Annotated in this window: 20 protein-coding genes; 5 read left to right on the forward strand and 15 right to left on the reverse strand. The window is 73.2% G+C overall.

Going from position 1 to position 22,685, the window contains the following annotated elements:
• Window positions 1–282 precede the first annotated feature (282 nt).
• The 5 genes from ACIQWG_RS05095 (at window position 283) to ACIQWG_RS05115 (ending at window position 7,462) form a co-directional block, all read left to right on the forward strand.
• Entirely contained in the window at window positions 283–1,707 is a 1,425-nt protein-coding gene (locus ACIQWG_RS05095) for an MFS transporter (protein WP_404090290.1), read from the forward strand.
• A gap of 75 nt (window positions 1,708–1,782) precedes the next feature.
• Complete coding sequence (locus ACIQWG_RS05100; protein ID WP_404090292.1) at window positions 1,783–2,577, forward strand: SDR family NAD(P)-dependent oxidoreductase; 795 nt, start codon at window positions 1,783–1,785, stop codon at window positions 2,575–2,577.
• A gap of 111 nt (window positions 2,578–2,688) precedes the next feature.
• Complete coding sequence (locus ACIQWG_RS05105) at window positions 2,689–4,107, forward strand: MFS transporter (protein ID WP_404090294.1); 1,419 nt, start codon at window positions 2,689–2,691, stop codon at window positions 4,105–4,107.
• Window positions 4,104–6,293 (forward strand): FUSC family protein, encoded by a 2,190-nt coding sequence (locus ACIQWG_RS05110; RefSeq protein WP_404090295.1) that lies wholly within the window; start codon window positions 4,104–4,106, stop codon window positions 6,291–6,293. Before ACIQWG_RS05105 ends, ACIQWG_RS05110 begins: the two co-directional genes overlap by 4 nt.
• Entirely contained in the window at window positions 6,290–7,462 is a 1,173-nt protein-coding gene (locus ACIQWG_RS05115) for a PP2C family protein-serine/threonine phosphatase (protein WP_404090297.1), read from the forward strand. The genes ACIQWG_RS05110 and ACIQWG_RS05115 overlap by 4 nt, the downstream gene beginning before the upstream one ends.
• Before the next feature lie 10 nt (window positions 7,463–7,472).
• Here ACIQWG_RS05115 and ACIQWG_RS05120 read toward each other — a convergent pair whose 3' ends face one another.
• The 15 genes from ACIQWG_RS05120 to ACIQWG_RS05190 all read right to left on the reverse strand — a co-directional run bounded on the left by ACIQWG_RS05120 (window position 7,473) and on the right by ACIQWG_RS05190 (window position 22,681).
• Window positions 7,473–8,036: an HD domain-containing protein gene (locus ACIQWG_RS05120; protein WP_404090299.1), complete on the reverse strand. Its 564-nt coding sequence runs from the start codon at window positions 8,034–8,036 to the stop codon at window positions 7,473–7,475.
• Window positions 8,033–8,863 (reverse strand): inositol monophosphatase family protein, encoded by an 831-nt coding sequence (locus ACIQWG_RS05125; RefSeq protein ID WP_404090301.1) that lies wholly within the window; start codon window positions 8,861–8,863, stop codon window positions 8,033–8,035. Before ACIQWG_RS05125 ends, ACIQWG_RS05120 begins: the two co-directional genes overlap by 4 nt.
• Window positions 8,860–10,080 carry an alpha-D-ribose 1-methylphosphonate 5-triphosphate diphosphatase gene (locus tag ACIQWG_RS05130; RefSeq protein ID WP_404090303.1) on the reverse strand — a complete coding sequence of 407 codons (1,221 nt, stop codon included), beginning with the start codon at window positions 10,078–10,080 and terminating at the stop codon, window positions 8,860–8,862. Before ACIQWG_RS05130 ends, ACIQWG_RS05125 begins: the two co-directional genes overlap by 4 nt.
• A complete protein-coding gene (locus tag ACIQWG_RS05135; RefSeq protein ID WP_404090305.1) occupies window positions 10,077–10,829 on the reverse strand; it encodes an ATP-binding cassette domain-containing protein in 753 nt (250 codons plus the stop codon). Before ACIQWG_RS05135 ends, ACIQWG_RS05130 begins: the two co-directional genes overlap by 4 nt.
• Before the next feature lie 5 nt (window positions 10,830–10,834).
• Entirely contained in the window at window positions 10,835–12,688 is a 1,854-nt protein-coding gene (locus ACIQWG_RS05140) for an alpha-D-ribose 1-methylphosphonate 5-phosphate C-P-lyase PhnJ (protein WP_404090306.1), read from the reverse strand.
• Window positions 12,685–13,806, reverse strand: a complete 1,122-nt coding sequence (locus tag ACIQWG_RS05145; RefSeq protein ID WP_404090309.1) for a carbon-phosphorus lyase complex subunit PhnI — start codon at window positions 13,804–13,806, stop codon at window positions 12,685–12,687. Before ACIQWG_RS05145 ends, ACIQWG_RS05140 begins: the two co-directional genes overlap by 4 nt.
• On the reverse strand, window positions 13,806–14,465 hold the full coding sequence (phnH, locus tag ACIQWG_RS05150; RefSeq protein ID WP_404090312.1) for a phosphonate C-P lyase system protein PhnH: 660 nt from the start codon (window positions 14,463–14,465) through the stop codon (window positions 13,806–13,808). Before phnH ends, ACIQWG_RS05145 begins: the two co-directional genes overlap by 1 nt.
• The gene (locus ACIQWG_RS05155; RefSeq protein WP_404090315.1) at window positions 14,462–14,896 is read right to left on the reverse strand and encodes a phosphonate C-P lyase system protein PhnG; all 435 of its coding nucleotides are present in this window, start codon (window positions 14,894–14,896) and stop codon (window positions 14,462–14,464) included. Before ACIQWG_RS05155 ends, phnH begins: the two co-directional genes overlap by 4 nt.
• 2 nt (window positions 14,897–14,898) lie before the next feature.
• On the reverse strand, window positions 14,899–15,687 hold the full coding sequence (locus ACIQWG_RS05160; protein WP_404090317.1) for a GntR family transcriptional regulator: 789 nt from the start codon (window positions 15,685–15,687) through the stop codon (window positions 14,899–14,901).
• A gap of 183 nt (window positions 15,688–15,870) precedes the next feature.
• Window positions 15,871–17,619: a phosphonate ABC transporter, permease protein PhnE gene (gene phnE / locus ACIQWG_RS05165; RefSeq protein WP_404090320.1), complete on the reverse strand. Its 1,749-nt coding sequence runs from the start codon at window positions 17,617–17,619 to the stop codon at window positions 15,871–15,873.
• Between the two features lie 4 nt (window positions 17,620–17,623).
• Window positions 17,624–18,427, reverse strand: a complete 804-nt coding sequence (gene phnC, locus ACIQWG_RS05170) for a phosphonate ABC transporter ATP-binding protein (protein ID WP_404090322.1) — start codon at window positions 18,425–18,427, stop codon at window positions 17,624–17,626.
• Between the two features lie 126 nt (window positions 18,428–18,553).
• Window positions 18,554–19,513: a phosphate/phosphite/phosphonate ABC transporter substrate-binding protein gene (locus ACIQWG_RS05175; protein WP_404090324.1), complete on the reverse strand. Its 960-nt coding sequence runs from the start codon at window positions 19,511–19,513 to the stop codon at window positions 18,554–18,556.
• A 236-nt stretch (window positions 19,514–19,749) separates the two neighbouring features.
• Entirely contained in the window at window positions 19,750–20,823 is a 1,074-nt protein-coding gene (locus tag ACIQWG_RS05180; RefSeq protein ID WP_404090326.1) for a PP2C family protein-serine/threonine phosphatase, read from the reverse strand.
• 141 nt (window positions 20,824–20,964) lie between these two features.
• Entirely contained in the window at window positions 20,965–21,633 is a 669-nt protein-coding gene (locus tag ACIQWG_RS05185) for a hypothetical protein (RefSeq protein ID WP_404090329.1), read from the reverse strand.
• A gap of 139 nt (window positions 21,634–21,772) precedes the next feature.
• Window positions 21,773–22,681: a PfkB family carbohydrate kinase gene (locus ACIQWG_RS05190; RefSeq protein ID WP_404090332.1), complete on the reverse strand. Its 909-nt coding sequence runs from the start codon at window positions 22,679–22,681 to the stop codon at window positions 21,773–21,775.
• Window positions 22,682–22,685: the final 4 nt, after the last annotated feature.

Genomic DNA, 22,685 nt, shown 5'->3' on the forward strand with positions numbered 1-22,685 from the left:
CTGTCCGCGAAGCGGCCCTGACCGGCGGGTTCGACGGTCGTTGAGGCCCGGGTGGGGTTGCTGCGGGAAGCGCGACGCCCGGTCACCCTTCGTGCGGCGGCGCTTCGACCACCTCACCGTGGCCCTCGACCTGGACCGCCCCAGCGCCACCGACCGGACGCTCGGCCGGCTGTCTCAGTCCCCTGCCCATGACGCCGGGTGAGCTATCCACTGATATGCGGCATACGTCCCCTACTGTGGCCGTCGGGTACAGCACTGCCGTGGACGGATGGAGTTGGGGCCGTGGCCTTCGCGGATTCGGGCGGCAGAGGCGAGCCGGCGCCCCCCTCGAAGCCCGCCTCCGCCCCCGACACCGAACGCCGGTCCCGGGCCCCGCTGCTGGCCGTCTGCGCCGGGTACTTCATGGTCATCCTGGACGTCACCGTCATCAACGTCGCCGTGCCCGTGATCGGCCGGGAACTGTCCGCCTCACTCACCGGCATCCAGTGGATCACCGACGGATACACCCTGGTCTTCGCCGGATTCCTGCTGACCGGCGGCGCGCTGGGCGACCGGCTGGGCAACCGCAGGATCTTCTGCTCGGGCGTCGTGGTGTTCACGGCGTCCTCGGCCGCGTGCGCACTCGCGCCCAACGCCCCGTTCCTGGTGGTGTCCCGCCTCGTGGAGGGACTCGGCGCGGCACTCATCGTGCCCGGATCGCTCGCCCTGCTCCAGCAGGCGTACCCGGAATCGGCCGCACGCGCACGGGCCTTCGGACTGTGGGGCTCGATGGCCGGCATCGCGGCTTCCGCCGGCCCACTGCTGGGCGGGCTGCTGGTCTCCACGGTCGGCTGGCGCTGGGTGTTCCTCATCAACCTGCCCGTCGGCGCGGGCTGCGTCGCACTGACACTCCGGCACGTGGCACGCTCGCCCCGGCGCCCGGACCGGACCCTCGACTGGCCGGCCCAGTGCGCGGTCGTGGCGGCGGTGGCGCTGCTCACGGCGGCCCTGAACGAGGCCGGACGGCGGGGCTGGTCCGATCCCGCCGTGCTCGCCGGGCTGGGGCTGGCCGTGACGGCCGCCGTGGCGTTCGCGGTGCGCGAGCGGCTCGCCCGGTCACCCGCCCTGCCGCTGGACCTGCTGCGCTCCCGCGCGATGAGCGGGGGAGCCGTCATCGGCCTGCTGTTCAACTTCGGTTTCTACGGCATGGTGTTCACGGCCAGCCTGGACTTCCAGCACGAGCGCCACTACAGCGCCCTCGAAACCGGCGTGGCGCTGTTCCCGGCGGTGGCGATGACGATGTTCGCCTCCGTCCTGTCCGGACGGCTGACCCGCCGTACCGGCGACCGTCCACTGGTGATCTCCGGAATGCTGCTGGCCGCGCTGGGACTGGCCGGCTGGGCCGCGGCCGGAGCCGACCCCGCCTACGGTCTGCTCGTGGCCCCGATGATGGCCGCCGGATTCGGCACCTCCTTCGCCCTGACCGGCTCGACCGCCACCGTGATGGGCGCCGCGCCTCCCGGCTACTCGGGCACCGCGTCCGCACTGTTCAACACCACCCGGCAGATCGGCAGCGCCACCGGCGTCGCCCTCGGCGGCAGCCTGCTCGCCACGTCCGCCGACCCCGGCACCGGACTGCGCGTCAGCATGGCGATCGGCGCGCTCGCCTATCTGACCGCCGCAATCCTGGCGTACGCGAGCGTGCCGCCGAAGCCCGCGCGGACGTAGGCGGGCGGGCCGCGTGCGCCACCGGTCTCCCGGGTACTCGTCGATCACATCCGCACGCGAAAGGGGCTGCCAGGCATGCAGATCGATCTGAAGGGCCACACCGCGCTGGTCACCGGTTCCACCCAGGGCATCGGCGCGGCGATCGCCGCCGGTCTGGCCCGTGCCGGGGCCCGGGTGGGCGTCAACGGCCGCAACCCGGAGCGGGTGGAGCAGAGCGTCGCCGCACTGGCCCGGCAGGTGCCCGGCGCCGAGTGGGTGCCGGTGCCGGCGGACGTGACCACCCAGGAGGGCGCGGACAAGGTGGCCGAGACGCTGCCCGACGTGGACATCCTCGTCAACAACCTCGGTACGTTCGGCGCCGCCGACCCCCTGGAGATCACCGACGAGGAGTGGCGCCGCTACTTCGAGGTGAACGTGCTGTCCGCCGTCCGGCTGACGCGGCTCTTCCTGCCGGGCATGGCCGAACGCGGCTGGGGACGCGTGCAGTACATCGCCAGCGACTCGGCGATCGTCATCCCCGCCGAGATGATCCACTACGGCATGTCCAAGACGGCGCTGCTGGCGGTCAGCCGCGGCTTCGCCAAGCAGGCGGCCGGCACCGGAGTGACCGTGAACTCCGTCATCGCCGGGCCCACCCACACGGGCGGCGTCGAGGACTTCGTCTACGAACTCGTCGACCGCGACCTGCCCTGGGACGAGGCCCAGCGGGCGTTCATGCGGGAGTACCGCCCGCAGAGCCTGCTCCAGCGGCTGATCGAACCGGAGGAGATCGCCAACATGGTGGTGTACCTCGCTTCCGACCAGGCCTCCGCCACCACCGGCGGTGCGCTGCGCGTGGACGGCGGGTACGTCGACTCCATCCTTCCGTAGGCGGACGTCGGGCTGCGGTCCCCACCGGGTCGGCCGACAATGGGCAGTGGATCGCCTGCCCGGCCCGACCACGCCGCCGCGGCGGCGCGTCGGCACGAGAGGAACGTGCTCATGCGCGCTGAGTCTTCGCAGGCCGCGCGGACAGGAGCCTTCATCGCGGTGGCGATCGCCCTGTTCTGCATCCAGCTCGACTTCTTCGCGCTGAACCTGGCCGTGCCCGGGATCGCCGACGAGTTCGCCGTCACGCCGTCCGTCGCCCAGTGGACGCTGTCGGCGTACATGCTCGCCATCGGCTGCTGTTTCATCGTGGGCGGCCGCGTCGGCGATGTCTTCGGCCGCAGGGGAGCCCTGCTCGGCGGGACGGCGCTGTTCGCGGCCGGGTCGGTCGGCTGTGCGCTCGCGCCCGACCTGTGGGCGCTCGTCGGGGCACGGATCGTGCAGGGGGTCGGCGCGGGCTTCGTCTTCCCGGTGTCGGTCTCCGTGATCACCAACGCCTTCGCGGACACCGTCCGGGCACGCGCGCTGGGAGCGGTGTTCGGGATCGCCAACGTCGGCACGGCACTGGGGCCCTTCGTCGGCGGCGGTTTCACCGAGGGGCCCGGCTGGCGCTGGATCTTCTGGCTCCTGGCGCCCCTGAGCGTGCTGGCGCTGATCGTGGCGTACGCGTACGTCCCCGACTCCCGGGATCCCGCGGCCCCGCGCCAGCTCGATCTGACCGGCGCCCTGACCGTCGTTTGCGCCCTGGCGGCGATCACGCTGGCCGTGGAGCGGGGCAGCGTGTGGGGCTGGGACCACGCCCGCACGCTCACGCTGCTGGGCATCGCCGTGCTGGCCGGCGCCCTGTTCCTGCGACGGGAGCGACGCGCCCGGCACCCCCTCATCGACCTGAGCCTGTTCCGCAACACGCCCTATGTGCTGGTCACGGGCGCGGGAACCGTCACCAACATGGGCTACGCCGTCACCGTCTTCGTCTCGACGCTGTACCTCCAGCAGGTGCGCGGGCTCTCCCCGCTCGACGCGGGCGTGGTGTTCCTGGCGCCCGCCGTGCTCGTGGCGCTCAGCGGGCCGCTCGGCGCGCGGCTGTCCGCGCACCTGCGGCCGACGGTGGTGATGGCGCTGGCCGGAGCGGTCGCCGGCACCGGCATGATCGCGCTCGCCCAGGTCACCGACTGGTGGCTGTACGTACCGGTGCTCGCCTGGTGCGGCCTCGGCCTCGGACTCGGCTGGACCTTCGCCAGCGTCGCCACCCAGCAGGTCGTGCCGCCCGAGAGGGCCGGCGAGGCCTCGGGCGTGCTGCTGACGTTCCTGGTCACGCTCGGCGGCGTCGCGCTGGCCGCGGCGGCGGCCGCGATCACGGCGATGGTGCCGGAACGCTCGCCGGAAGCCGCCTACGACGCCGTCCTGCGCCTCGGAGGCCTGGTGATCCTGGCGGCTTCCGTGGTCGTCATGGCCGTACGGCACCGGCTCGTGGTCCTCGGCAGAGTCCCCCCGCTCGGCTCACGGGTGCCACGAGGCGGGCGCGTGCCGTGACGGGCCGGGCGCAGTGGACACCGATCCTGCACCGGTCCATCCGGGTGAGCCTCGCCGCGTCCGCGGGTTTCTACCTCTTCGTGTACGGACTCGACGAACCGGTGCCGGCGCTGTACTCCCTGTTCGCGGCGATCTCCCTCGGCCTGCTGTCACCGATCCCCGGCTCCGGGCGGCAGCGGGCCGAGGTGATGCTCAAGGCGCTTCCCGTCGGCCTGCTGCTGGTGACGCTGGGAACCGCGCTGGCGGTGCGGACCTGGGCGGCAGTGCTGGGCATGCTCGTCGTGGGCTTCCTGCTCGCCTTCGCCGCCGTCGCCGGCCCACGCCCGGCCGGAGCGGCGCCCGGCCTCCAGCTCTTCTACATCCTGGCCTGCTTCCCGCCCTACGAACCCGGCACCCTCTGGCTGCGCCTCGGGGGACTCACCTTCGGAGTACTGGTGCTGGCGCTGTGCGAGCTGTTCCTGCTGCCGCAGCCGCCCGACCCGACGTACCGGACCACCCTCGCCGAGGTCCTCACGACGGCGGGCGACACCATCGCCGGACGCACCGACCTCTCGCCCGAGGCTCTGCGGGCGGCGGGCGCGCGACTGCGCCTGTCATGCATCCCGCCCGCGGAACGTCCCGCGGGACCGGGGCGCGCGGTCCGTGGCCTCGCCCAAGCGGGGTCCGCCACCCGTCGGCTGCTCGAACAACTGGCCCATCTGACCGAGATGGGGGTGCTGCGCGAACTCGTCCGGTACGGCTCCGGGGCGGGCGCACCCGGCAGGAGCCGTACCGACCCCGCCTCCGGCTCGCTCCTGACGCAGGTGTCGGCACTGTGCGACCGGACCGTAGCCGCCCTGCGCACGGGCCGCACCGCCCCTGGCCCGCAACGCATGGACAAGGCCATCGACGCCTTCCAGCAGACGCGGAGCCGACAGGTGTCGGGCCCCGCCGACGAGGTGCCCCCCGTGGCGGTGCTGCGCCGGCAGGCGGCGCTGCTGGCCGTCGCCGAGTCGGTGCGCATCCTGGAGATCGCCGTACGGGTCGGCCTGGAGGGGCGGCGCACCCCGCCGATCGAACCCCGCGAGCTCTTCTGGTACACCCAGGCCGCCACGGTCCGGCTCTGGGCGCGGCGGATCAAGGGCAACATCACGCCGAGCTCGGTGCAGTTCCAGAACGCCGCGCGCATCGCGGTGGCGCTCGCCGCCGCCCGGCTGGTCGCCGGTTCACTCGATCTGGCCCATGGCTTCTGGGTGCTGCTGGCGGTGCTGACGCTGAGCCGGACCACGGTGGGGGCGACCTGGTCGGCCATCCGGTCGGCCGTCCTCGGCAACCTCGTGGGCGCGGTCGCGGCGGGGGCGCTGCTGCTGGGCCTCGACCGGCACACCGAGGCCTACGCGGCGATCCTCGCCCCGGCCATGCTGATCGCCTTCTCGGTCGGACCGCTGCTCGGCATCGCCTGGGCCCAGGGCCTGTTCACGCTGGTGGTGGCCACCGCGTTCGCCCAGATCGCGCCGGCCTCCTGGCTGCTGGCCGAGGCAAGGATCGTGGCCGTGGTGACCGGCAGCGCCATCGGACTGCTGTGCGCGACGCTCGCCTGGCCGGCGGGCGCCCACCGGGAGGTCCGCCGCACCATGGCGGGACTGCTGCGGGAGTGCGGTCCGCTGGTCAAGGGCGTCGTCGGCGCCCTGACCGCCCTGCCGCCGGGCTCCGCGCCCGCCCCGTCGACGTTCCCCCTCCTGCACCGGCTGCACCTCGCCGAGTCCGCCTACGCCCAGTTCCGCAGCGAACCGAGGAGCCAGGCGCCCGTCAGCGCCGACTGGCACGCCGTTCTGATCGCGTCCAACCAGATCCTGCTCGGCGCCGAGTGGCTGCCCCGGTTCGACCGACCCGCGACCCCACTGCCCCCGGCAGCCGCCGACCGGGCACGGGCCGGCGCCGACGCGCTCGCCGGGACCACCGACCGGCTCGCCGCCCTGTGCGACGGGGACCGGCCGCCGCCGCACCGCGCCCGGCCCATGCCGTCGGAGCCGACCCCGCTGCCGCTGCCCGCCTCGGTCGACCTCGATGTGTGGCTGCGCAGCCTCTCCCGCCAGTTCACCCGCGTCGAGGCCGAGCTGCCCGAAGCCGTCGGCCAGACACCACCCGGCCCGCCGGCCGCCGCCGGCACCCCCGGACCCCGGCACGGAAGCCAGGGCACGCCATGAGCGGCCCGAGCGTGCCCCCCGAGCTGCGGCCCCCGACGGTCCGCGGGTGGGTGTGGTGGCTGCCGCTGGCCGCGGTGGTCGTCGACGTGGCCGCCGAGTTCATCGTGCGGGGCCGCGAGCCGGTGAGTTTCATGCTCATCGCCGTACCGCCGCTGGCCGCCGCGACGCGCGGCCCGCGCGGCACCGCCCTGTCGACGGTGGTGTGCCTCGGACTACAGATGTGGATGGCCGGCCGCCGGCCCGGCCACCTCGACGAACAGCACCACGTCGCCGCCTACATCGCCACAGCCCTCATCGGCATCGCGAGCGTCGCGCTCGCCCGGCAGCGGGAGCGGGCCCGGCAGCATCTGATCCGGGCCAACTCCGTCGCGGAGGCCGTGCAGCGGACCCTGCTGCGCCCGGTACCGCGCAGACTCGGCCCGGTGCGCGCCGCCGGGTTCTACGAGGCGGGGGAGGGCGGCACGATGGTCGGCGGGGATCTGTACGACGTGTGCGAGACGCCCTTCGGGGTGCGGGTCATCATCGGTGACGTCCGCGGCAAAGGGCTGGACGCCGTTCAGACGGTCGCGGCGGTGCTGGGCAGCTTCCGGGTCTCGGCCCACGAATGGCGGAGCCTGAGCAGCCTGGCCGCGCGGCTGGAACTCAGCATCGCCCGCAACAGTCCGGCCGGCGACGGCGGCGACCCGGAACTCTTCGTGACCGCGCTGGTGCTGGAGTTCCCGCCGGACGGCGGCCAGGTACGCATCGTCGACCGCGGCCACCCCGCGCCCCTCGTGGTCGGCCCGCACGGCGCCCGGCGGTTGTCCACGGCGCCCGGACTGCCCCTGGGGCTGGGCGCGCTGGCGCCGGACGGGGACGCCACGACCGTGCACCGGCTGGAGCCGTCGGAGGTACTGGTCCTGCACACGGACGGGGTGAGCGAGGCCCGCGACGCCGACGGTGTCTTCTACCCGGTCCTGGACCGGCTCGACGAACGCTTCTCCGGCGAGCGCGCACCCGACCCGGAGACCGTGGTGTCCTTCGTACGGAGGGACGCGGAACGCTGGTCGGCCGCGTCCGACGAGGACGACCGAGCCGTCCTCGCCCTCTCCCTGGAGCCCGTGGCACCTCCACGACCGGACACCGCGGACCCGGGCGCGCAGGCCCGGGAACCGCGGCACGGTCCTTGAACCGCCCTGGTCAGTCCCGCCCCCAGGCGATGCAGCGGGCATGGGCCGCCAGCAGCGCCGGCATCGGGAGCAGCGGGCCGTCCGGGTCCTTTGCCGCGTCGTCCCAGCGGCGCAGCGCCACCGCCTCCTCGGCCAGCGGATGCGCCGCGAATTCGGCCACCTCGTCCTCGTCCATCGGGCCGCCCTGCACCTTCAGCGAGGCGATGGACACCGGGCTCAGCAGGGCGCGGTACGCCGGGTCGGTCGCCACCAGGTAACGCTTGGCCGGCACGTGCTGGGCGATGACCCACGCCGCCCGCTCACCCAGCCGGCGCCGGGCGAACGCGGCACCCGCCAACTCGTGCGGCAGGCCCGGGTGTTCGGTCCGCACGGGCCGGGCGCGTCCGATGTCGTGCAGCGCCGCCGCCACGACCAGTTCGTCGTCCGCTCCCGCGTCCGCCGCCAGCCAGGCCGTCTGGAGCGCGTGCGTGCGCTGGTCGACCGCCTCACCGCCGTACGGCAGGCCCGCCAGGCCGTCGATCAGCGCGGTCAGTTCCTCGTCCGAGAGCGGAGCCTGAGGGGTGTGGGTGGTCATCGTTCCTCCGTGGTGCGGATCGTCTCCGCGAGTTCCTCGGCGAGCCGCGGGGTCGCCGCGACCACGCCCGACCAGCGACGGGTGAGATCGGGGTCGATCTCCAGGGGGCGGCCGTGCACATCGATGACCGCGCCGCCCGCCGCGGGCACGGTGAGCATCGCGGCCGCCAGGTCCACGATCCGGTGCGTGTCGGAGCCGGCGTCGGCGAAGGCGTCCGTCGAGCCCTCGGCCACCAGTACCGCCTCCAGGCAACTCGTCGACAGGATGCGGATCCTGGCGGCCCGGTTCGCCACCCGCCACCAGGCGTCGGCGATGTGCGGCTGGGGGCGCAGGAGACTGACCGCGGCGCCGTCCAGCTCGGTGCGGCCGGTCGTGCGGTACGGCGACGGCTGACCGGCCACCGTGTGCCAGCAGCGCCCGGTGTCCAGCCAGCAGGTCAGCGCCTCGGTCGGCACGCCGTCCACGGCGATGACGCCCGCGAAGGCGGACAGCGGGACACCCGAGGCGGCGTTCGCCGTGCCGTCCACCGGGTCGGTGACGAGTGTGACGGCGGAGCCGTTGTCGATGTGCCCCAGTTCCTCGCTGAGCAGGTTGATCCGGTGGGCGTCCACGACCTCGGCGATCGCGGTGTCCACCAGGATGTCCAGCCGCATCGTCGGCGTCCCGTCCGCGCCCTGCTGCACCTTCTCGGCCAGCTGGGCCCGGTCGTACGTCTCGCGCGCCGTCCGGAACGCGCCCACGGCGGCCCGGGTGGCCTCGGCCAGCGCCGGGTGGACGCCGGACGGCAGCACCGGTTCGGGCACCGGCCAGGTGATAAGGCCGCTCATGCCGCACCACCTCCCGGGACCGCGCGCAGCACCGCCGCGACGACCGGCCAGGGGCGCCCCGGTTCCGCCAGCACCAGGTCGGCCCGCAGACCCGCCTCCAGCCGCCCCCGGTCACGCAGACCGGCGACGTCCGCGGCACCGCCGGTGACCAGACCGACCGCCTCCGGCAGCGGAGCCAGCCCCTCCTCGGCGAGCAGCAGCGCCGCCCCGAGCAGTCCCGACGGCAGATAGTCGGAGGCGAGCGCGGTGACCAGACCACGGGCGACCAGTTCCCGGCCCGAGGCGTTGCCGTTGTGCGAGTGGCCGCGCAGGACGTTCGGCGCGCCCATCACCACCGGCATGCCGTGCTCGCGCGCCGCCTTGGCGGCGTCCGTCGTGGTGGGGAACTCGGCGACCGAGCCACCCCGTTCGCACAGCTCCTCGATCTCCCGGGGCGAGCTGGGGTCGTGGCCCAGCAGCCGGATCCGGCCCGCGCGGGCCTGCTCGCCGAGCCAGTCCATCGCCTCCTCACGGACGTCGAGCCGGCCGTCCCGCTCCACGATCAGCCGGTCGACGTAGGCACGCGCCTCGTCCTCGGTGACCCCACGGGTGCCGACCAGATACCGCTCGTAGTAGGCCCGGTCCGCGTACTGGCCCTGGCCGGGCGTGTGGTCCTCGTGCGACACGAGCACCGGCTCCCCGTCGGCCTCCTCCAGCCGCTGCCGAAGCCCCGCCAGACCCTCGGGGCAGCGGACGTCCAGGCGGTGCAGGACCCGGTGGTCCACCAGCCCCTCGCCGCCCCGGCTCTCCACGGCCGTACAGATCCGCCGCGCGTTCTCCAGGGTGCGGCGCATCCCGCGCCCGCCGCTCTCCTCGAACGCCGCGCCGTGGAACGCGGTCGTGACCCCGGCCGCGCGCAGCTTGCCCTCGAAGGACAACAGCGCGAACTCCAGCGGCAGTTCGGCGCCGGGCCGGGGCAGCATCTCCTTCTCCAGGCCGTCGCTGTGCACGTCCACCAGGCCGGGCAGACACAGCAGGCCCTGCCCGTCGACGTCGGCCTCGACACCGGCCGGGTGCGGTTCGACGGCGGCGATCCGGCCGTCGCGCACGGCGACGAGCGCGTCGTCGAGCACCCGGTCGGGCAGCACCGCCCGTACGTGCCCGAGCACGTAGTCCGCGGGCGGGCCGCCCAGCGTCCATCCCTCGGCCGGTCGGCTGCCGATCAGTTGCGTGCTCATGCGGCTGCCTCCAGCATCTGCGCCGGCGTGCCCTGCCGGGCGATCCGTCCGTCGCTGACGAACACCACCCGGGACGCCAACTGCCGGATGGCGTCCATGTCGTGGAAGACGGCGAGCACGGCGACGCCCTGCCCCGCCAGTGAGTCGATCAGCTCCAGCGCGGCCTCCCGGTTGGCCGGGTCGAGCGCGGAGACCGGCTCGTCGAGCAGCAGCAGCCGGGGAGGCTGCACCGTGCCCGCGGCGAGGTTCACCCGCTGGCGCTCACCGCCGGACAGCACCCCGCAGTCGACGTCCCAGAGCGCTTCGTCCAGGTTCAGCCGGCGCAGCGCGGCCGCCGCGGCGTCGCGGGCCGCACCGCGGTCGAGTCCGCGGCGCCGGGCGGTCGCGGCGACCACCTCCAGCGGGCCGGTGCGCGGCGGAGCGGCGAGGAACTGCGAGACATAGCCGAACTCCCGGCCGCGCAGCCGGGCCATGGCCCGGTCCGGCAGCGTGGTCAGCTCGACCGGCCCGGCCGCCGTACGCAGCCGTACGGAACCGGAGTCCGGCAGATAGGTGCGGTACACGCAGCGCAGCAGCGAGGACTTGCCGGCCCCGGAGGGGCCCGCGAGGGCGACGTGCTCGCCCGTGGCGACGTCGAGGTCGACGCCGTGCAGGGACGGGACGACACGGCCGTCGATGCTGTGCAGGGTGAAGGACTTGGACAGGGCGCGTACGGAGAGGACGGCGTCCTGGGACGCGGCGGTACTCACCTGGCTCACCTCCGGGCGGCGGCGACGAGCCGCTGGGTGTAGGGGTGGTGGGGATCGTGGAAGAGCTGGTCGGTCAGGCCCTGTTCGACGACCCGGCCCGTCTGCATGACGAGCGTGCGGTCGGTCAGCGCCTCGATCACCGAGAAGTCGTGGCTGACGACCACGGCGGCGACGTCCCGTTCGGCGAGCAGGCCGCGCAGCAGGTCGAGCACGCCGGCGGCGACGGAGGCGTCGAGACCGGTGGTGGGCTCGTCGAGCAGCAGCACGGGCGGCTCGGTGGCCAGGGCCTTGGCGATCTGCACGCGCTGGCGCATACCGCCGGAGAAGGTGTGCACGGGGTCGTCCATCCGGGACAGCGGCACCTCGACCCGGTCGAGCAGCTCGGCCGCCCGGCGCCGGATGGCGTGGTAGCCGCGCCAGCCCGCCGCGGTCAGTCGCTCGGCGATGTTGCCGCCGGCGGAGACGCGCAGGTCGAGTCCGGCGGCCGGATCTTGGTAGACCACGGCCATCGAGTCGATGCGCAGCCGTCGCCGTACCGCCGCGGGCAGGGTCAGCACGTCGGTCGCGCCGCCGTCCACCGTGGCGAGGTGCACGCGGCCAGCCGTGGCCGGCTCGTCGCCGATGACGGAGCGCAGCACGGTGGACTTGCCGGAGCCCGACTCACCGATGACGCCCAGGGCCTCGCCCGGCGCGACGTCGAAGGAGACGTCCCAGGCGGCCACCACCGCACCCGTGGCCGGGCTGACCGCGGTGCCGTGCTCGGGACCCGTGCCCGGTACGGCCGAAGCGCCGCCCGCGCCGTGCACCTTGCCGATGCCGTCGACCCGCAGGGCCCATTCGGGGCCGCCCGCAGGGGCCTTGCGGGCCGGCGCGGGTGTGTCGTCCGCGGCGGCCGTCGGTGCCTCGGGGGCGGCGCGCCGCCCCGCCCGGGCCGCCGGATCGGGCAGCATGCCGAGCGGAGCGCGCTCACGGTGGGCGGCGGTGTCGGCGTCCCCCGCCTGGACCCGCGCGCACCACTCGGTGTCGCTGCACGCGAAGGCGCCCTCGGTCCCCGCGTTCACGAGGTAGACGTCGTCGCTGCCGCAGAACTTGCAGCGCCCGCCCGGCTCGTGCTCGACCTCGAAGGGCACGTCGTCGAAGGTGAGGGGCCGTACCTCGGTGTGCGGCGGCACGGCGTAGATGCGCTTCTCCCGGCCGGCGCCGAAGAGGTTGAGGTGCTCCGCCTGGTCCAGCCGGGGCACGTCCCAGCGCGGGATGGGACTGGTCGCCATCACATAGCGGCCGCCGACCAGCACCGGGTAGCCGGTGCTCGCGGTGATCATGCCGTTGCGGACGATGTCCTCGTACAGGCTGACCCACATCGCGGAGTAGTCGCCCTCGGCGTGCATCCGCGCGCACTCGGCCACCGACTTCTGCACGCCGCGCAGCGGTTCGGGCACCGGCACCTGGTAGACCACCACGTGCCGGTCGCCGAGCGCCTCCTCGGGAACCCGGTGCCGGGTCTGTACGACCGTCGCCTCACGGGTGTCGGCGGACTCTTCGCACCCGGTGCTCTGCGCGATCATCCGGCGCAGGTTGGTGGCGTTGACGCCGGCGTCGTCGCCCTGGTCGATCACCTTCACCGTGTCCTCGGCGCCGATCACACCGAGGGTGACCTGAAGTCCGCCCGAGCCCCAGCCCCGCGCGACCGGCATCTCCCGGGAGCCGAAAGGGACTTGGTAACCCGGCACGCAGACCGCGGCGAGCGAGGCACGGCGGATCTCGCGCTTGGCGTCCTCGTCGAGGATCCCGGCCGGCGGGCGACCCGCGTCCGCCTCGGCGACGAGCGCACTGATGGAGGCCTGGTGTGCCGTGGTCATCGGCATTCCTTTCCCGCGGGCTCGGCGGCCCGGTCCGGCAGGTCCTCGCCCGCCTCGACGGCCGCCCGCATGGCTTGCTTGCGCTCGACCATCGAGCGGAACGTGACGTAGTGGGGGAGCTTCAGGTGCTCCAGGAAGCCGCCCGAGTCGAGGCCGTCCAGCGTGAGCAGGAGCAGCTGCTCCAGCGGCCCGCTGCGGCCGAACCGGCGGTTGGCGATGTCCAGGTTGGCCATGGCGATCGCCTTGCGCTCGTTGTGCCCGAAGCACAGTCCGTAGCCGACGTCGAAGCGGGTACGGTCCTCCTCGGCGCCGTCCAGGTCCTCGATGGCCTCGGCCTCGGTGACCCGGAACTCGCCCACGGCCACCGGGTTTCCGGTGTACGGGTGCCGTACGCGCAGCGGCAGCCGGCCGTGCCTCAGCTCGCCCAGGGTGATCTCGTGCACGTCGCCGTCCGGACCGAGCACCGAGCGGTACCACAGGGCGATCAGCGCACCGGACTCCGCACGGGCCATGGCAGCCAGGACGGCGGACCGGTCGGCCGGCGGCCGGGCCGGCTTGCGGGTGATGTCGTGCGGCTCCGGGTCGTCACCGGTGCGGCCCTCGGCGACCAGCTCCATCTTGCGCAGCAGGTCGAGGAACCGGCGCGGGTTGCGCTGCTCGTCGGTGCGCTCGGCGGTGCCCACGGCGGCGGGACTTTCGGGCCGAACCTCCGGAGCGCCCTCGGGCTGCTCCAGCAGCCGGCCCGTGTAGTCGGAGGTACGGCCGAGGAGCTGAGGTCCGTCCGGCTCGCGGAACGCCGGCACGATCCGACGCAGCACGGTCATGTCGCCCGGGTCGACGGGCTCGCTGACCGCGAGGCGCGGCAGGGTGGACCGCTGGGCGCGCAACAGGTGCGAGGCCTCCAGCGTGTCGCCCTCGGCCTGGCGGAAAGCGGCGGCTGCGGTCGGCTCGTCGTACAGCCCGGCCTCGCCCATCACCCGGTCCACGGCCAGCCGGAACCGGGCCGTGATCTGCTCGGTGGACGCCCAGGGCGCGGGCGCGTGGTCGCGCTTGCGGCGGACGAGGTCCTCGGCGGCGAGGATCGCCTCCAGTCCTCCGCGTGCTCCCGAGTACCCCATCAGCTCTTCTCCTCGGACACGGCATCGGCGATGACGGTGACGCTGGTGCTGCGCGGCAGGCCCATCAGGCTGCCGTCCGGTGCGGCGAGCACCAGGTCGACCCCGGCGGGGAAACCGCCGACGGCCTCGGCGCGTGCCTCGACGAACCCGTCCGGCAGACCGGCGGGAGCCACGTCCCGCTCACCCGGGACGCCGGGCCCGGACAGCCGCCAGGTGTGCGGCCCGCCCTCCAGCGCGGTCACGGGCAGGCACAGCACGGCGCCGTCCTCCGGTGCCTGAGCGCCGCCCCGCGCCAGCCGCAGGATCTCGCCGGGCTCCACGGCCCGTACGGCGGCTACGAGCCGGGCCAGCTCCAGCGGCACCACCGGGGCGTTGGTCGCCAGGCCCACCACGTCCGACCAGCGCCGGACGCCGTCCTCCTCCAGGACGTGGATGCCACTGCCGAGATCCGCCAGCGCGAGCACCGGCAGCAGCGCGGGTGGAACCTCGGCGGCCACGGAGGCGGGGAAGCGGGTCACGGTGCCGGGCCGCGCGAGGGCGTCCAGCACGGCGCGGAAGACACCTTGCGCCTGGTCGGGGCGCAGCTTGGCCGCACTCACCAGCTCCGCGGTCCCGAAGGCGTCGTGGGCCGGCCTCGGCACGGTTTCGACGGCGGTCACGTCAGCTCCTCGAACTCGACTACGGTCGGGGCGAGTTCCGCCCACTCCTGGCTCTCCCGCCGCTCCCGGCGGTCCGCGACCCGTGCGCACAGCAGGTCGACGTCGGCGGCCCGGGACCGGCCGGCCTCCACCTCGGCGTCGAGCACCGCCGCGGCCAGCACGGCCGCGCGATCGTCACCGAGGCGCATGGCCCAGCCGCGATGACCGTCCAGCTCGACCTCGGCACGGCAGGCCAGGACGTCACCGAGCAGGAACCTCTGTTCCAGGACCGGTTCGCGGACCTGCGCGGTCACACAGCCGACCTCGGGGGCCACCAGGACCCGTACCCGGGCGCCGTCGGCGATGCAGGCGTCGGCCATTTCGATCAGTTCGGCCCTGTCGGCCTCGGCCAGCAGGGCACTGCGTCGCTCCCTGCTCAACTCGTGTGTCACCACTACTCCCAGTTCCTTGCGGTGCTCGCTGTCTGTGGCGCCGGAGCGCCCTGTGGTGCGACGGTCACGTCGGTCACGGCCTCTTCGTCGAGCTCGACGACGACGCGAAGGGCGTCGGCGCGGGTCCAGGTGCGGCTGCACATCAGGACGTTGCCGGACGTCTCGTCGCGGCTGACGCTCTCCACCAGCCACGCCGGCAGGCTGCTCTCCACCCGCAGGGCGCGCAGGGCCTCCGGCGGCGGGACGTCGATGCTGACCCGACACCAGGCCCGGGTCGGCCGCACCCGCCCCATCTGCCGGAGCACCACGTCGAGGGAGTCGACGGTGTGCAACGCCAGATCCAGGTCGGGCACCTCGTCCACCGGGATCCACTCATGGACCCAGGAGGCGAGGAGGTCGTCGATGTAGAACTCGCGCTCCACCTCGTGCACGGGCGTGCCGGCGGGTCGCTCGAACCGTTCCGCGAGGCCGGCGGGCAGAGGGATCCTGCGCACCGACTTGACCAGCGCCCGGGGCGTCGCGCCGGCCGCCGAGATCGTGGCGGACCACGACGGTGGGACGCTGCGCGAGATGACGTAGTCGATACGCCGGTTGACGTACGTGCCCGACCCCTGGGTCCGGCGGACGACGAACCGGCGTTCCAACTCCTGGACGGCCGCCCGTGCGGCGGCCCGGCCCACGCCGAACCGCCGGGCGATCTCTGCCTCGCTGGCGACCCGGGTGCCCCTGGGGCACTCGGCCAGCTCGGCGGACAACTGCTCCGCGATCTCCAGATACCTGGTCGCACTCACATGAGGAACTCTCGTCGGCCAAGTCGTCCGGACAACCTGCTGCCGACCAACGCCTCCGACCGGGAGTGTGAACAGCCGTGTCAGTTGTTTCGCGGTTCGGAACGGCCTTTTCCCTTGGATTCCATGGATGCCTTGACGGAAGACCTCGTGTCCAAGCGGAGCCGTACGACCGGTGGCCGTCCGTCAGCGGACGACCCGGCGCAACCACACCGCCAGCAGCTCCACGGCGAGCACGGTGGCGAACACCATCAGCAGCACGGTGGTGACGACCCCGAAGTCCAGGACGCGCGAGGCGTTGAGGAGGTCGAAACCGATACCGCCCGCGCCGACGATGCCCAGCAGCGTCGCGGAGCGGATGTTGACGTCGAGCTGGTAGAGGACGTGCCCGACGAACGCGGGCGCGGCCTGCGGCAGCGTCGCCGAGCAGAAGACCTGCCAGCGCCCGGCACCCGTGGCCCGCACCGCGGCCTCCACTCCCGGGTCGACCTCCTCCAGGGAGTCGGCGACGAGCTTGCCGAGCAGCCCCACCGCGCCGACGCCGAGAGCCAGCGCCCCGGCCACCGCGCCCAGACCCGTGATCACCACGAAGACGATCGCGAGGACGAGCTCCGGTATCCCGCGCACCAGCACCACCACGACCCGGAACACGGCGGCCGTGCCGGGCGACGGCGCGACATTGCGCGCGGCCAGCGCACCGATGGGCAGCGCCAGCACCGCGCCGATCAGGGTCGCCGCGAATGCGATCTTGATCGTGTCGAAGAGGTCGGACAGCAGAACGGGCATGATGCCGCCGGTCTGCGGCGGCCAGAACAGCCCGAGGGTGCCGCCGATGTTGCCGAGCGCCCCGAAGAACTGGCCCGGCGCCAGACCGGCGCCCCACACGGAGGCGACCAGCGCGAGCACGGTGACGCCCGCGTAGGCGGTACGGCGGACACGGCGGGCGTTCCACGGCGGACCGACGCGCCGTTCGGCGGCGGGGCCGACGGCGGACGGGACGGCGGCCAGGGAGGCGCCGGCGGGGACCGGCGCGGTACGCCCACCCGTCCCACGCCGCGTCCGGGCGCCCCGTTTGCGCCCGCCGGTGTCGGCGCCCCGCAGCAGCGCCCGGCGGATGGCCCCGGAGACCAGTTCCACCAGGACGCACAGCACCAGCACGACCAGCGCGAGCGCCATGCCCCGCCGGTAGTCGAGGGCGTTCAGCGCCCCGGCGATCTCGAAGCCGAGGCCGTTCACGCCGACGAATCCCAGGACGACCGAGATCCTCAGATTGATGTCGAGCCGGTGCAGGGCGTTGGCCACCAGCGACGGCAGCACCTGGGGCAGCACCCCGGAGACCAGCTGCTGGAGCCGGCCGGCGCCGGTGGCGCGTACGGCGGTCCGCGGTCCCTCGTCGATCTGCTCGATGGCGTCGGCGTACATCTTGCCGACCATGCCGACGGAGTGCAGGCCCATGGCCAGGACGCCGGTCAGCGCGCCGAGCCCGAAGACACGGAAGAAGACGATCGCCAGCACCACGTCCGGTACGGCCCGGGCGAGCACGACGACACCGCGCGCGGCGAACCGGGCGCTCGGATGCGGAGTGGTGTTGCCGGCGGCCAGCACCGCCACCGGGACGCTGAGCAGCACCGACAGCAGCGTCGCGCACACCACGACGGCCATCGTCTGCCCGCACAGCCGCAGCAGCTCGGCCGGGGGCGGGAAGTCGAGCGGGAACATCCGCCCGGCGAAGTCCGCCGCGTTCGAGGCGCTGTCCACGAGGGTGGCGGCGTTGATCCGCAGGTCGGCGAAGGCCCAGCAGGCGAAGCCGGTCAGCGCGGCCATGACGAGCAGCGCGACGAGGCCGCCCGCCCGGGGCCGGGGCGCGGTCCGGTGGGTGTCGGCGGTTCGCTTCGTCGGCGTGGGGGAGGGCGGCGTCGTGGTCGACACGGTCACGGCCTCAGCCCGCCGTCGCCGCGAGAACCGCCGGGGACGGGACGCCCAGCCCGGCGTACACCGACATCACATCGTCCCGGGTCAGACCGGACACGGCACGGTCCATCAGGACGCGGCCGCCGCGCAGGCCGACGATCCGGTGGCCCCAGGAGAGCGCCAGGTCGACCTGGTGGAGACTGCACAGCACCGTGAGCCGCTCCTCCTCGCCGATCTCCTTGATGAGCCGCATGATCTGCGCCGAGGACTCCGGGTCGAGCGAGGCGACGGGCTCGTCGGCGAGCAGGATCTCGGGTCGCTGCATCAGGGCCCGGGCGACGGCGACGCGCTGCTGCTGACCGCCGGAGAGGGTGTCCGCCCGCTGGAAGGCCTGGCCCATCAGACCCACGCGTTCCAGGTGCCGCAGCGCCTCGCGCCGCACCGACTGGGGGTAGGTGAGGAGCCCCAGGCGCGGGCCGCGCAGCCGGCCGAGCGCGCCGGTGCACACGTTCTCCAGCACCGTGAGGCTGCCGACGAGATGGAACTGCTGGAAGACGAAGCCGATCCGACGCCGCAGCCGGCGCAACTGCGTCCCCCGGGCGCGGCCCACGTCGGTGCCGAGCACGGCGACCGTGCCGTCGGTGGCCCGCTGGAGTCCGTCGACGTGGCGCAGCAGCGTCGACTTGCCGGACCCGGAGAGTCCGAGCAGCACGACCATCTCCCCGGCCCGCACGGTGAGCGAGACGTCGTCGAGTGCGCGCACATCGGAATCGAATTGTTTGCTCACACCCTCGAATCGCACGACGGTCTCGGGCAGATGGTCCGTGGTCATGGTCGCTCCGGCTCTTTCGGTGAACTGAACTGGCGTAGGGAAAACCGGAATTGCGGGGCCGAGTGGCACCGCAATCCCGGTCTGCCGCTTATGGGTGTCGCGCTGGATGGGAACCGCGGGTGCGGGTCAGGACTCCACGCACTGCTTGTCCCGCGTGACCTCGCAGACCTTGCGGACACCGTCGTAGTCGGCGTCGCCCACCGTCGCGTAACCCCAGTCGCCGGCGTCGTCGACCTCGCACTTTCCACCCTCGGCGCAGAAACCGTGGGCCTTCAGGTAGTCGACGTTGGCCATCGTCCGGAAGGCGTTCGTGATCTTCTGCTTCAGTTCGGCGTCGAGATCGTCACTGATCGCCACCGGGGAGCCGGGAATGAGGTCGGACTTCCACAGCGTGGTGATCTCGCCCTTCTTGAGCTGACCCTTTTCGATCAGCTGCTTGTCGACCATGGTGTCGTAGGCGAAACCGGCCTCGCACTGGCCGCTCTTCACGGCGAGCACGGACGCGTCGTGGCCACCGGCCATCACCGGGGTGATGCCCTTCTCCACGTCCACTCCGGCGTCCAGCAGCCCGGAGCGCGGGTACAGGTAGCCGGAGGTCGAGTTGGGGTCGACGAAGCAGACCTTCTTGCCCGCGAAACCCTTGAGATCCTTGATCGGAGAGCCCGACTTCACCATGGCGTAGGAACGGTAGCCGGGCTTGTCGCCCTTGTTCTCGACACCGGCGGCGACGGGCGTCGCCTTCACTCCGGAGCTCTTGGCCTGGACATAGGAGAACGGGCCGTAGGCCGCGATCTGGATCTTGCCGGAGCGCTGTCCCTCGATGACGGCCGCGTAATTCGTCGCCTTCTGGAAGGTGATGGTCTTACCGGTCTCCTTCTCCAGCATTTTGATCACGGATGCGTAGGAAGCCTTGAGGTCCGTGGAGTTCTCGGCCGGGACGGCGGCCATCACCAGCGTGTCACCGCCGTTTCCGTCCGACGAGGTGGTGGATTTCGTCGCCGCGCTCTCACCGCAGCCGGCCAGGACGAGAAGGGAAGTGGCACCGAGGGCGAGGACGCCGAGATTGCGCCGGATCACAGGAAGCATCGTTCGATTTCTCCTCAAACGGCCCCCTGGGGCGCCGCCGGAACGGGTCTTGAACGGGACCCAGGCTGAGTCCAGCCCATGCCATGGCGAAGAAGCGATGGTTACGACCCGTCGAACGAGGCCCGTCTCTTACGACCGGCCGACCGGACGACTCGGCGGCGTCGCCGGCACCGTCGGGCCCCGTCCGAGGCGGCGTCGTGCCGCGCCCCGGGCACCGCCGGCGGGCACGGGCACCGTCAGGAGGACTCCGGCAGGCGCTCGATCGCCACCATCGCGGCATCATCCCCGAGGTGTCCGCCGACGTGCCGCAACAGGTCCTTGCACAGGTTGGCGAGGAGGGCGTCGGGACCCTTGCCGGCCTTGCCCGCCATCCGCTCGGCGAGCGGGTAGAAGGTGCCGTCCCCGTCGCGGGCCTCGATGACACCGTCCGTGTACAGAAGGGCGATGTCGCCCGGCCGGAAGTCGAACGTCTCCTCGGCCAGCTCGGTCGTCACGAACTCGGTGAGACCCAGCGGCGGCGCCGGGCTGCGCACTTCCAGGGCGCTGATCCGGCCGTGGCGCAGCAGCAGAGGCGGGGGATGCCCGCAGTTGATCAGGTGGAGGAGCGGCTCCGCGTCGGGGAGGTCCAGCGCCGCGGCGGTGATGAACGCCTCGCCGCGGTCCTCGGTCGCGTCCTCGGGAGCCGCGGGGTCGTCCAGGTCCGAGGAGACGGTTCCCTCCAGGAACTCCATGAGCGCCGAGAGATCGGCCTGTCTGTGGGCCGCGCCCCGGAACGCGCCGAGCAGGAGGGCGGCATCGCCGACCGCTTCCAGGCCCTTGCCCCGGACATCGCCGATGACGATCCGGGTCCCGTGCTCGGTGCGAGCGGCGGCGTACAGATCGCCGCCGATCTGTGCCTCGGACTCGGCCGCCAGATAGACGGACGCGATGCGCAGCGGACCGACCCGCTGGGGGAGCGGCTTGAGGACGACCTCCTGCGCGGCTGTCGCAACCGACCGCAGCTGCACCAGCTCCCTTTCGTGGTTCTCCCGCCAGGCCGCGAAGTAGGTCACGAACGCGGACATCAGGATCAGAGTGATCAGCTGCACGGAGTGGTTCAGATCGACGAGGCTGGTGCGCACGGCCGCCACCACGGCCTGGGCCGTGACCGCGAGCGCGCCGATGCACGCGGTCGCGCGGGGACCGGCGAACGACGCGGTGACGGCGGGGGCGGCCACCAGGAACGGCCCGAGGTGAACGCGGGACGGAGCCAGGATGTCGACCGCCGTGACGATCACGATCAGCGCGATCGGCACTGCCATCAGCGCCATGCGTGGCTCCTGTGACCAACGATGATCTTTGAGGCGTCGCGGCACCATACGTTCTGGATACACCCTGCCGTGCCCCGGCGCCCGCAGCGACGCCACCCACCGGCCGCACGGCCGGTGGGTGGCGTCGGGCGAGGCGCCCCGTCAGTGCCCCGGGGACGGCGCCCCGGCCGACGACGCACGGCGGGTGGCGCTGCGGTACGTCGAGATGCCGAGCGCGAGCAGCCAGTAGCTGAGGAGCGCACCCATCGAGGCGGTGGTGCCCCAGCCGTTCGCGGCGTAGAAGTTCGCCGGCTCGTTGCCGAAGAACAGCGACGGTACGAAGACCAGGTTGATCCCGGCCAGGACGTAGGCGGAGCGCCCGGTCCAGCGGGGCAGGAGGTTCGTGCGGGAGATGCCGTAGCCCACGGCGGTCAGGAACAGCGCCAGCATCAGCCGCCCGATCGACCCGTAGAGGATGTAGGTGCCACTGACGCTGATGGTCGGATCGATGGCATGGTCGGCGGCGATGACCGCCCCGGCTTCCAGCCCGCTGGAGACCAGGGTGACCGTCGCGTAGACCAGGCCGGTGGCGAACGCCATCGAACCCACCCACTCATGGCCCGGGTCCACCCGCTTGATCAGCTCGCGGAAGGCCGTCACGAACACGATCAGGAACGCCAGCGCGACGATCGCGATCAGCAGCCTGGCCAGGACGTTGGAGTCCGGCGGCGGACCGGAGTAGACGAAGTACAGCGGCACCTCGATGATCAGCAGGGCCGCTGTGCAGAGGGCGGCCAGGCCCGACAGACGCCTGGCGAAGGTCTCGTTCATGGGATCCCCCGAAGTCCGGTGACGGGTTCATCTCGTCGGCTCGTTTCCGACGTCATGAATCCTCCCGGCCGCGGCGCCGCCCGTCCCTGGGCCTGGACACCGGACACGGGGTGGCCCTACCGACACCCCTCACCCAGGGCTACGGCGAACCGGGGCGGCGCATCCAGGATCGGGTGCCGAACGAGGTGCACGACTCGGATGCCACGAGGGCGGCGGCACGCAGAGCGCGGACGAACTGCTCTTCGGTCAGCTGTCGCTGCCCGGCCAGGTGATGCGTCAGGGCTCCGTGCAGGACGTCACCGGCGCCGAGGGTGTCCGCCACCGGCACGGCGGGCACCTCGATCGTCCCGCCGCCGTCGGGGCCGGCCCACACGAGGGGCTGCCCGCCCCGGGTGACCGCCGCCCACGCGACCCCCTGCCCGCGGAGGAACCGCAGCGTTCCGTCGGGGGAGCGGTCGGAACCGGGCGGGTGGAAGTCCGCGGAACAGACGGCGACGTCGATGTGGGGCAGGAGGCGCACCGTGCCCGGCTTCCAGCTGCCCGCGTCGAGGACGGTACGGCGGCCGGCGGCGCGTGCGGCCCGCGCGGTGGCGGTGGCCAGCGCCATGTGGTGGCCGTCGAGTTGGACGATGTCGCAGGCGGCCACCTGCGCGTCTAGGCCGCCGGGCGGGGCGAGCCGGTGTGCGGCGGCGTTGGTCGAGACGACGGCTCGTTGTCCGCCGGCGGCTGTGACCATGATGGACGACACGGCGGGCGGGTCGGCCGAGTGGGGCGCGAGGTCCGACACGGTCACGCCCGCCCGGTCGAGATCCGCCGTGACCGCCGGCGCCAGCGGATGGGAGCCGATGGCGGTGAGCAGCGTGGCGGTGCCGCCGAGGTGGGCGAAGGTGACGGCGGCGTTCGTGGCCGGGCCGCCCGCGGCCACGGTCTGTTCACGGGCGGTCAGCTTCTCGTCGGACGCCGGGACGTGATCGACGAGCTGGATGACATCCAGCGTGCACAGGCCGACGAACAGCCCCACCGGTCGTGTCACCCGTCGCGGTTCCATCCAG

This window comes from Streptomyces sp. NPDC098781 (assembly GCF_044759995.1).
Lineage (GTDB): Bacteria > Actinomycetota > Actinomycetes > Streptomycetales > Streptomycetaceae > Streptomyces.

What these genes read in the sequence shown, in the direction of transcription:
- ACIQWG_RS05100 (WP_404090292.1), top strand. Translation starts at nt 1,783, where the DNA reads ATGCAGATCGATCTGAAGGGCCACACCGCGCTGGTCACCGGTTCCACC.
- ACIQWG_RS05105 (WP_404090294.1), top strand. Translation starts at nt 2,689, where the DNA reads ATGCGCGCTGAGTCTTCGCAGGCCGCGCGGACAGGAGCCTTCATCGCG.
- ACIQWG_RS05115 (WP_404090297.1), top strand. Translation starts at nt 6,290, where the DNA reads ATGAGCGGCCCGAGCGTGCCCCCCGAGCTGCGGCCCCCGACGGTCCGC.
- ACIQWG_RS05120 (WP_404090299.1), bottom strand. Translation starts at nt 8,036, where the DNA reads ATGACCACCCACACCCCTCAGGCTCCGCTCTCGGACGAGGAACTGACC.
- ACIQWG_RS05125 (WP_404090301.1), bottom strand. Translation starts at nt 8,863, where the DNA reads ATGAGCGGCCTTATCACCTGGCCGGTGCCCGAACCGGTGCTGCCGTCC.
- ACIQWG_RS05130 (WP_404090303.1), bottom strand. Translation starts at nt 10,080, where the DNA reads ATGAGCACGCAACTGATCGGCAGCCGACCGGCCGAGGGATGGACGCTG.
- ACIQWG_RS05140 (WP_404090306.1), bottom strand. Translation starts at nt 12,688, where the DNA reads ATGACCACGGCACACCAGGCCTCCATCAGTGCGCTCGTCGCCGAGGCG.
- ACIQWG_RS05145 (WP_404090309.1), bottom strand. Translation starts at nt 13,806, where the DNA reads ATGGGGTACTCGGGAGCACGCGGAGGACTGGAGGCGATCCTCGCCGCC.
- phnC (WP_404090322.1), bottom strand. Translation starts at nt 18,427, where the DNA reads ATGACCACGGACCATCTGCCCGAGACCGTCGTGCGATTCGAGGGTGTG.
- ACIQWG_RS05175 (WP_404090324.1), bottom strand. Translation starts at nt 19,513, where the DNA reads ATGCTTCCTGTGATCCGGCGCAATCTCGGCGTCCTCGCCCTCGGTGCC.
- ACIQWG_RS05180 (WP_404090326.1), bottom strand. Translation starts at nt 20,823, where the DNA reads ATGGCGCTGATGGCAGTGCCGATCGCGCTGATCGTGATCGTCACGGCG.
- ACIQWG_RS05185 (WP_404090329.1), bottom strand. Translation starts at nt 21,633, where the DNA reads ATGAACGAGACCTTCGCCAGGCGTCTGTCGGGCCTGGCCGCCCTCTGC.
- ACIQWG_RS05190 (WP_404090332.1), bottom strand. Translation starts at nt 22,681, where the DNA reads ATGGAACCGCGACGGGTGACACGACCGGTGGGGCTGTTCGTCGGCCTG.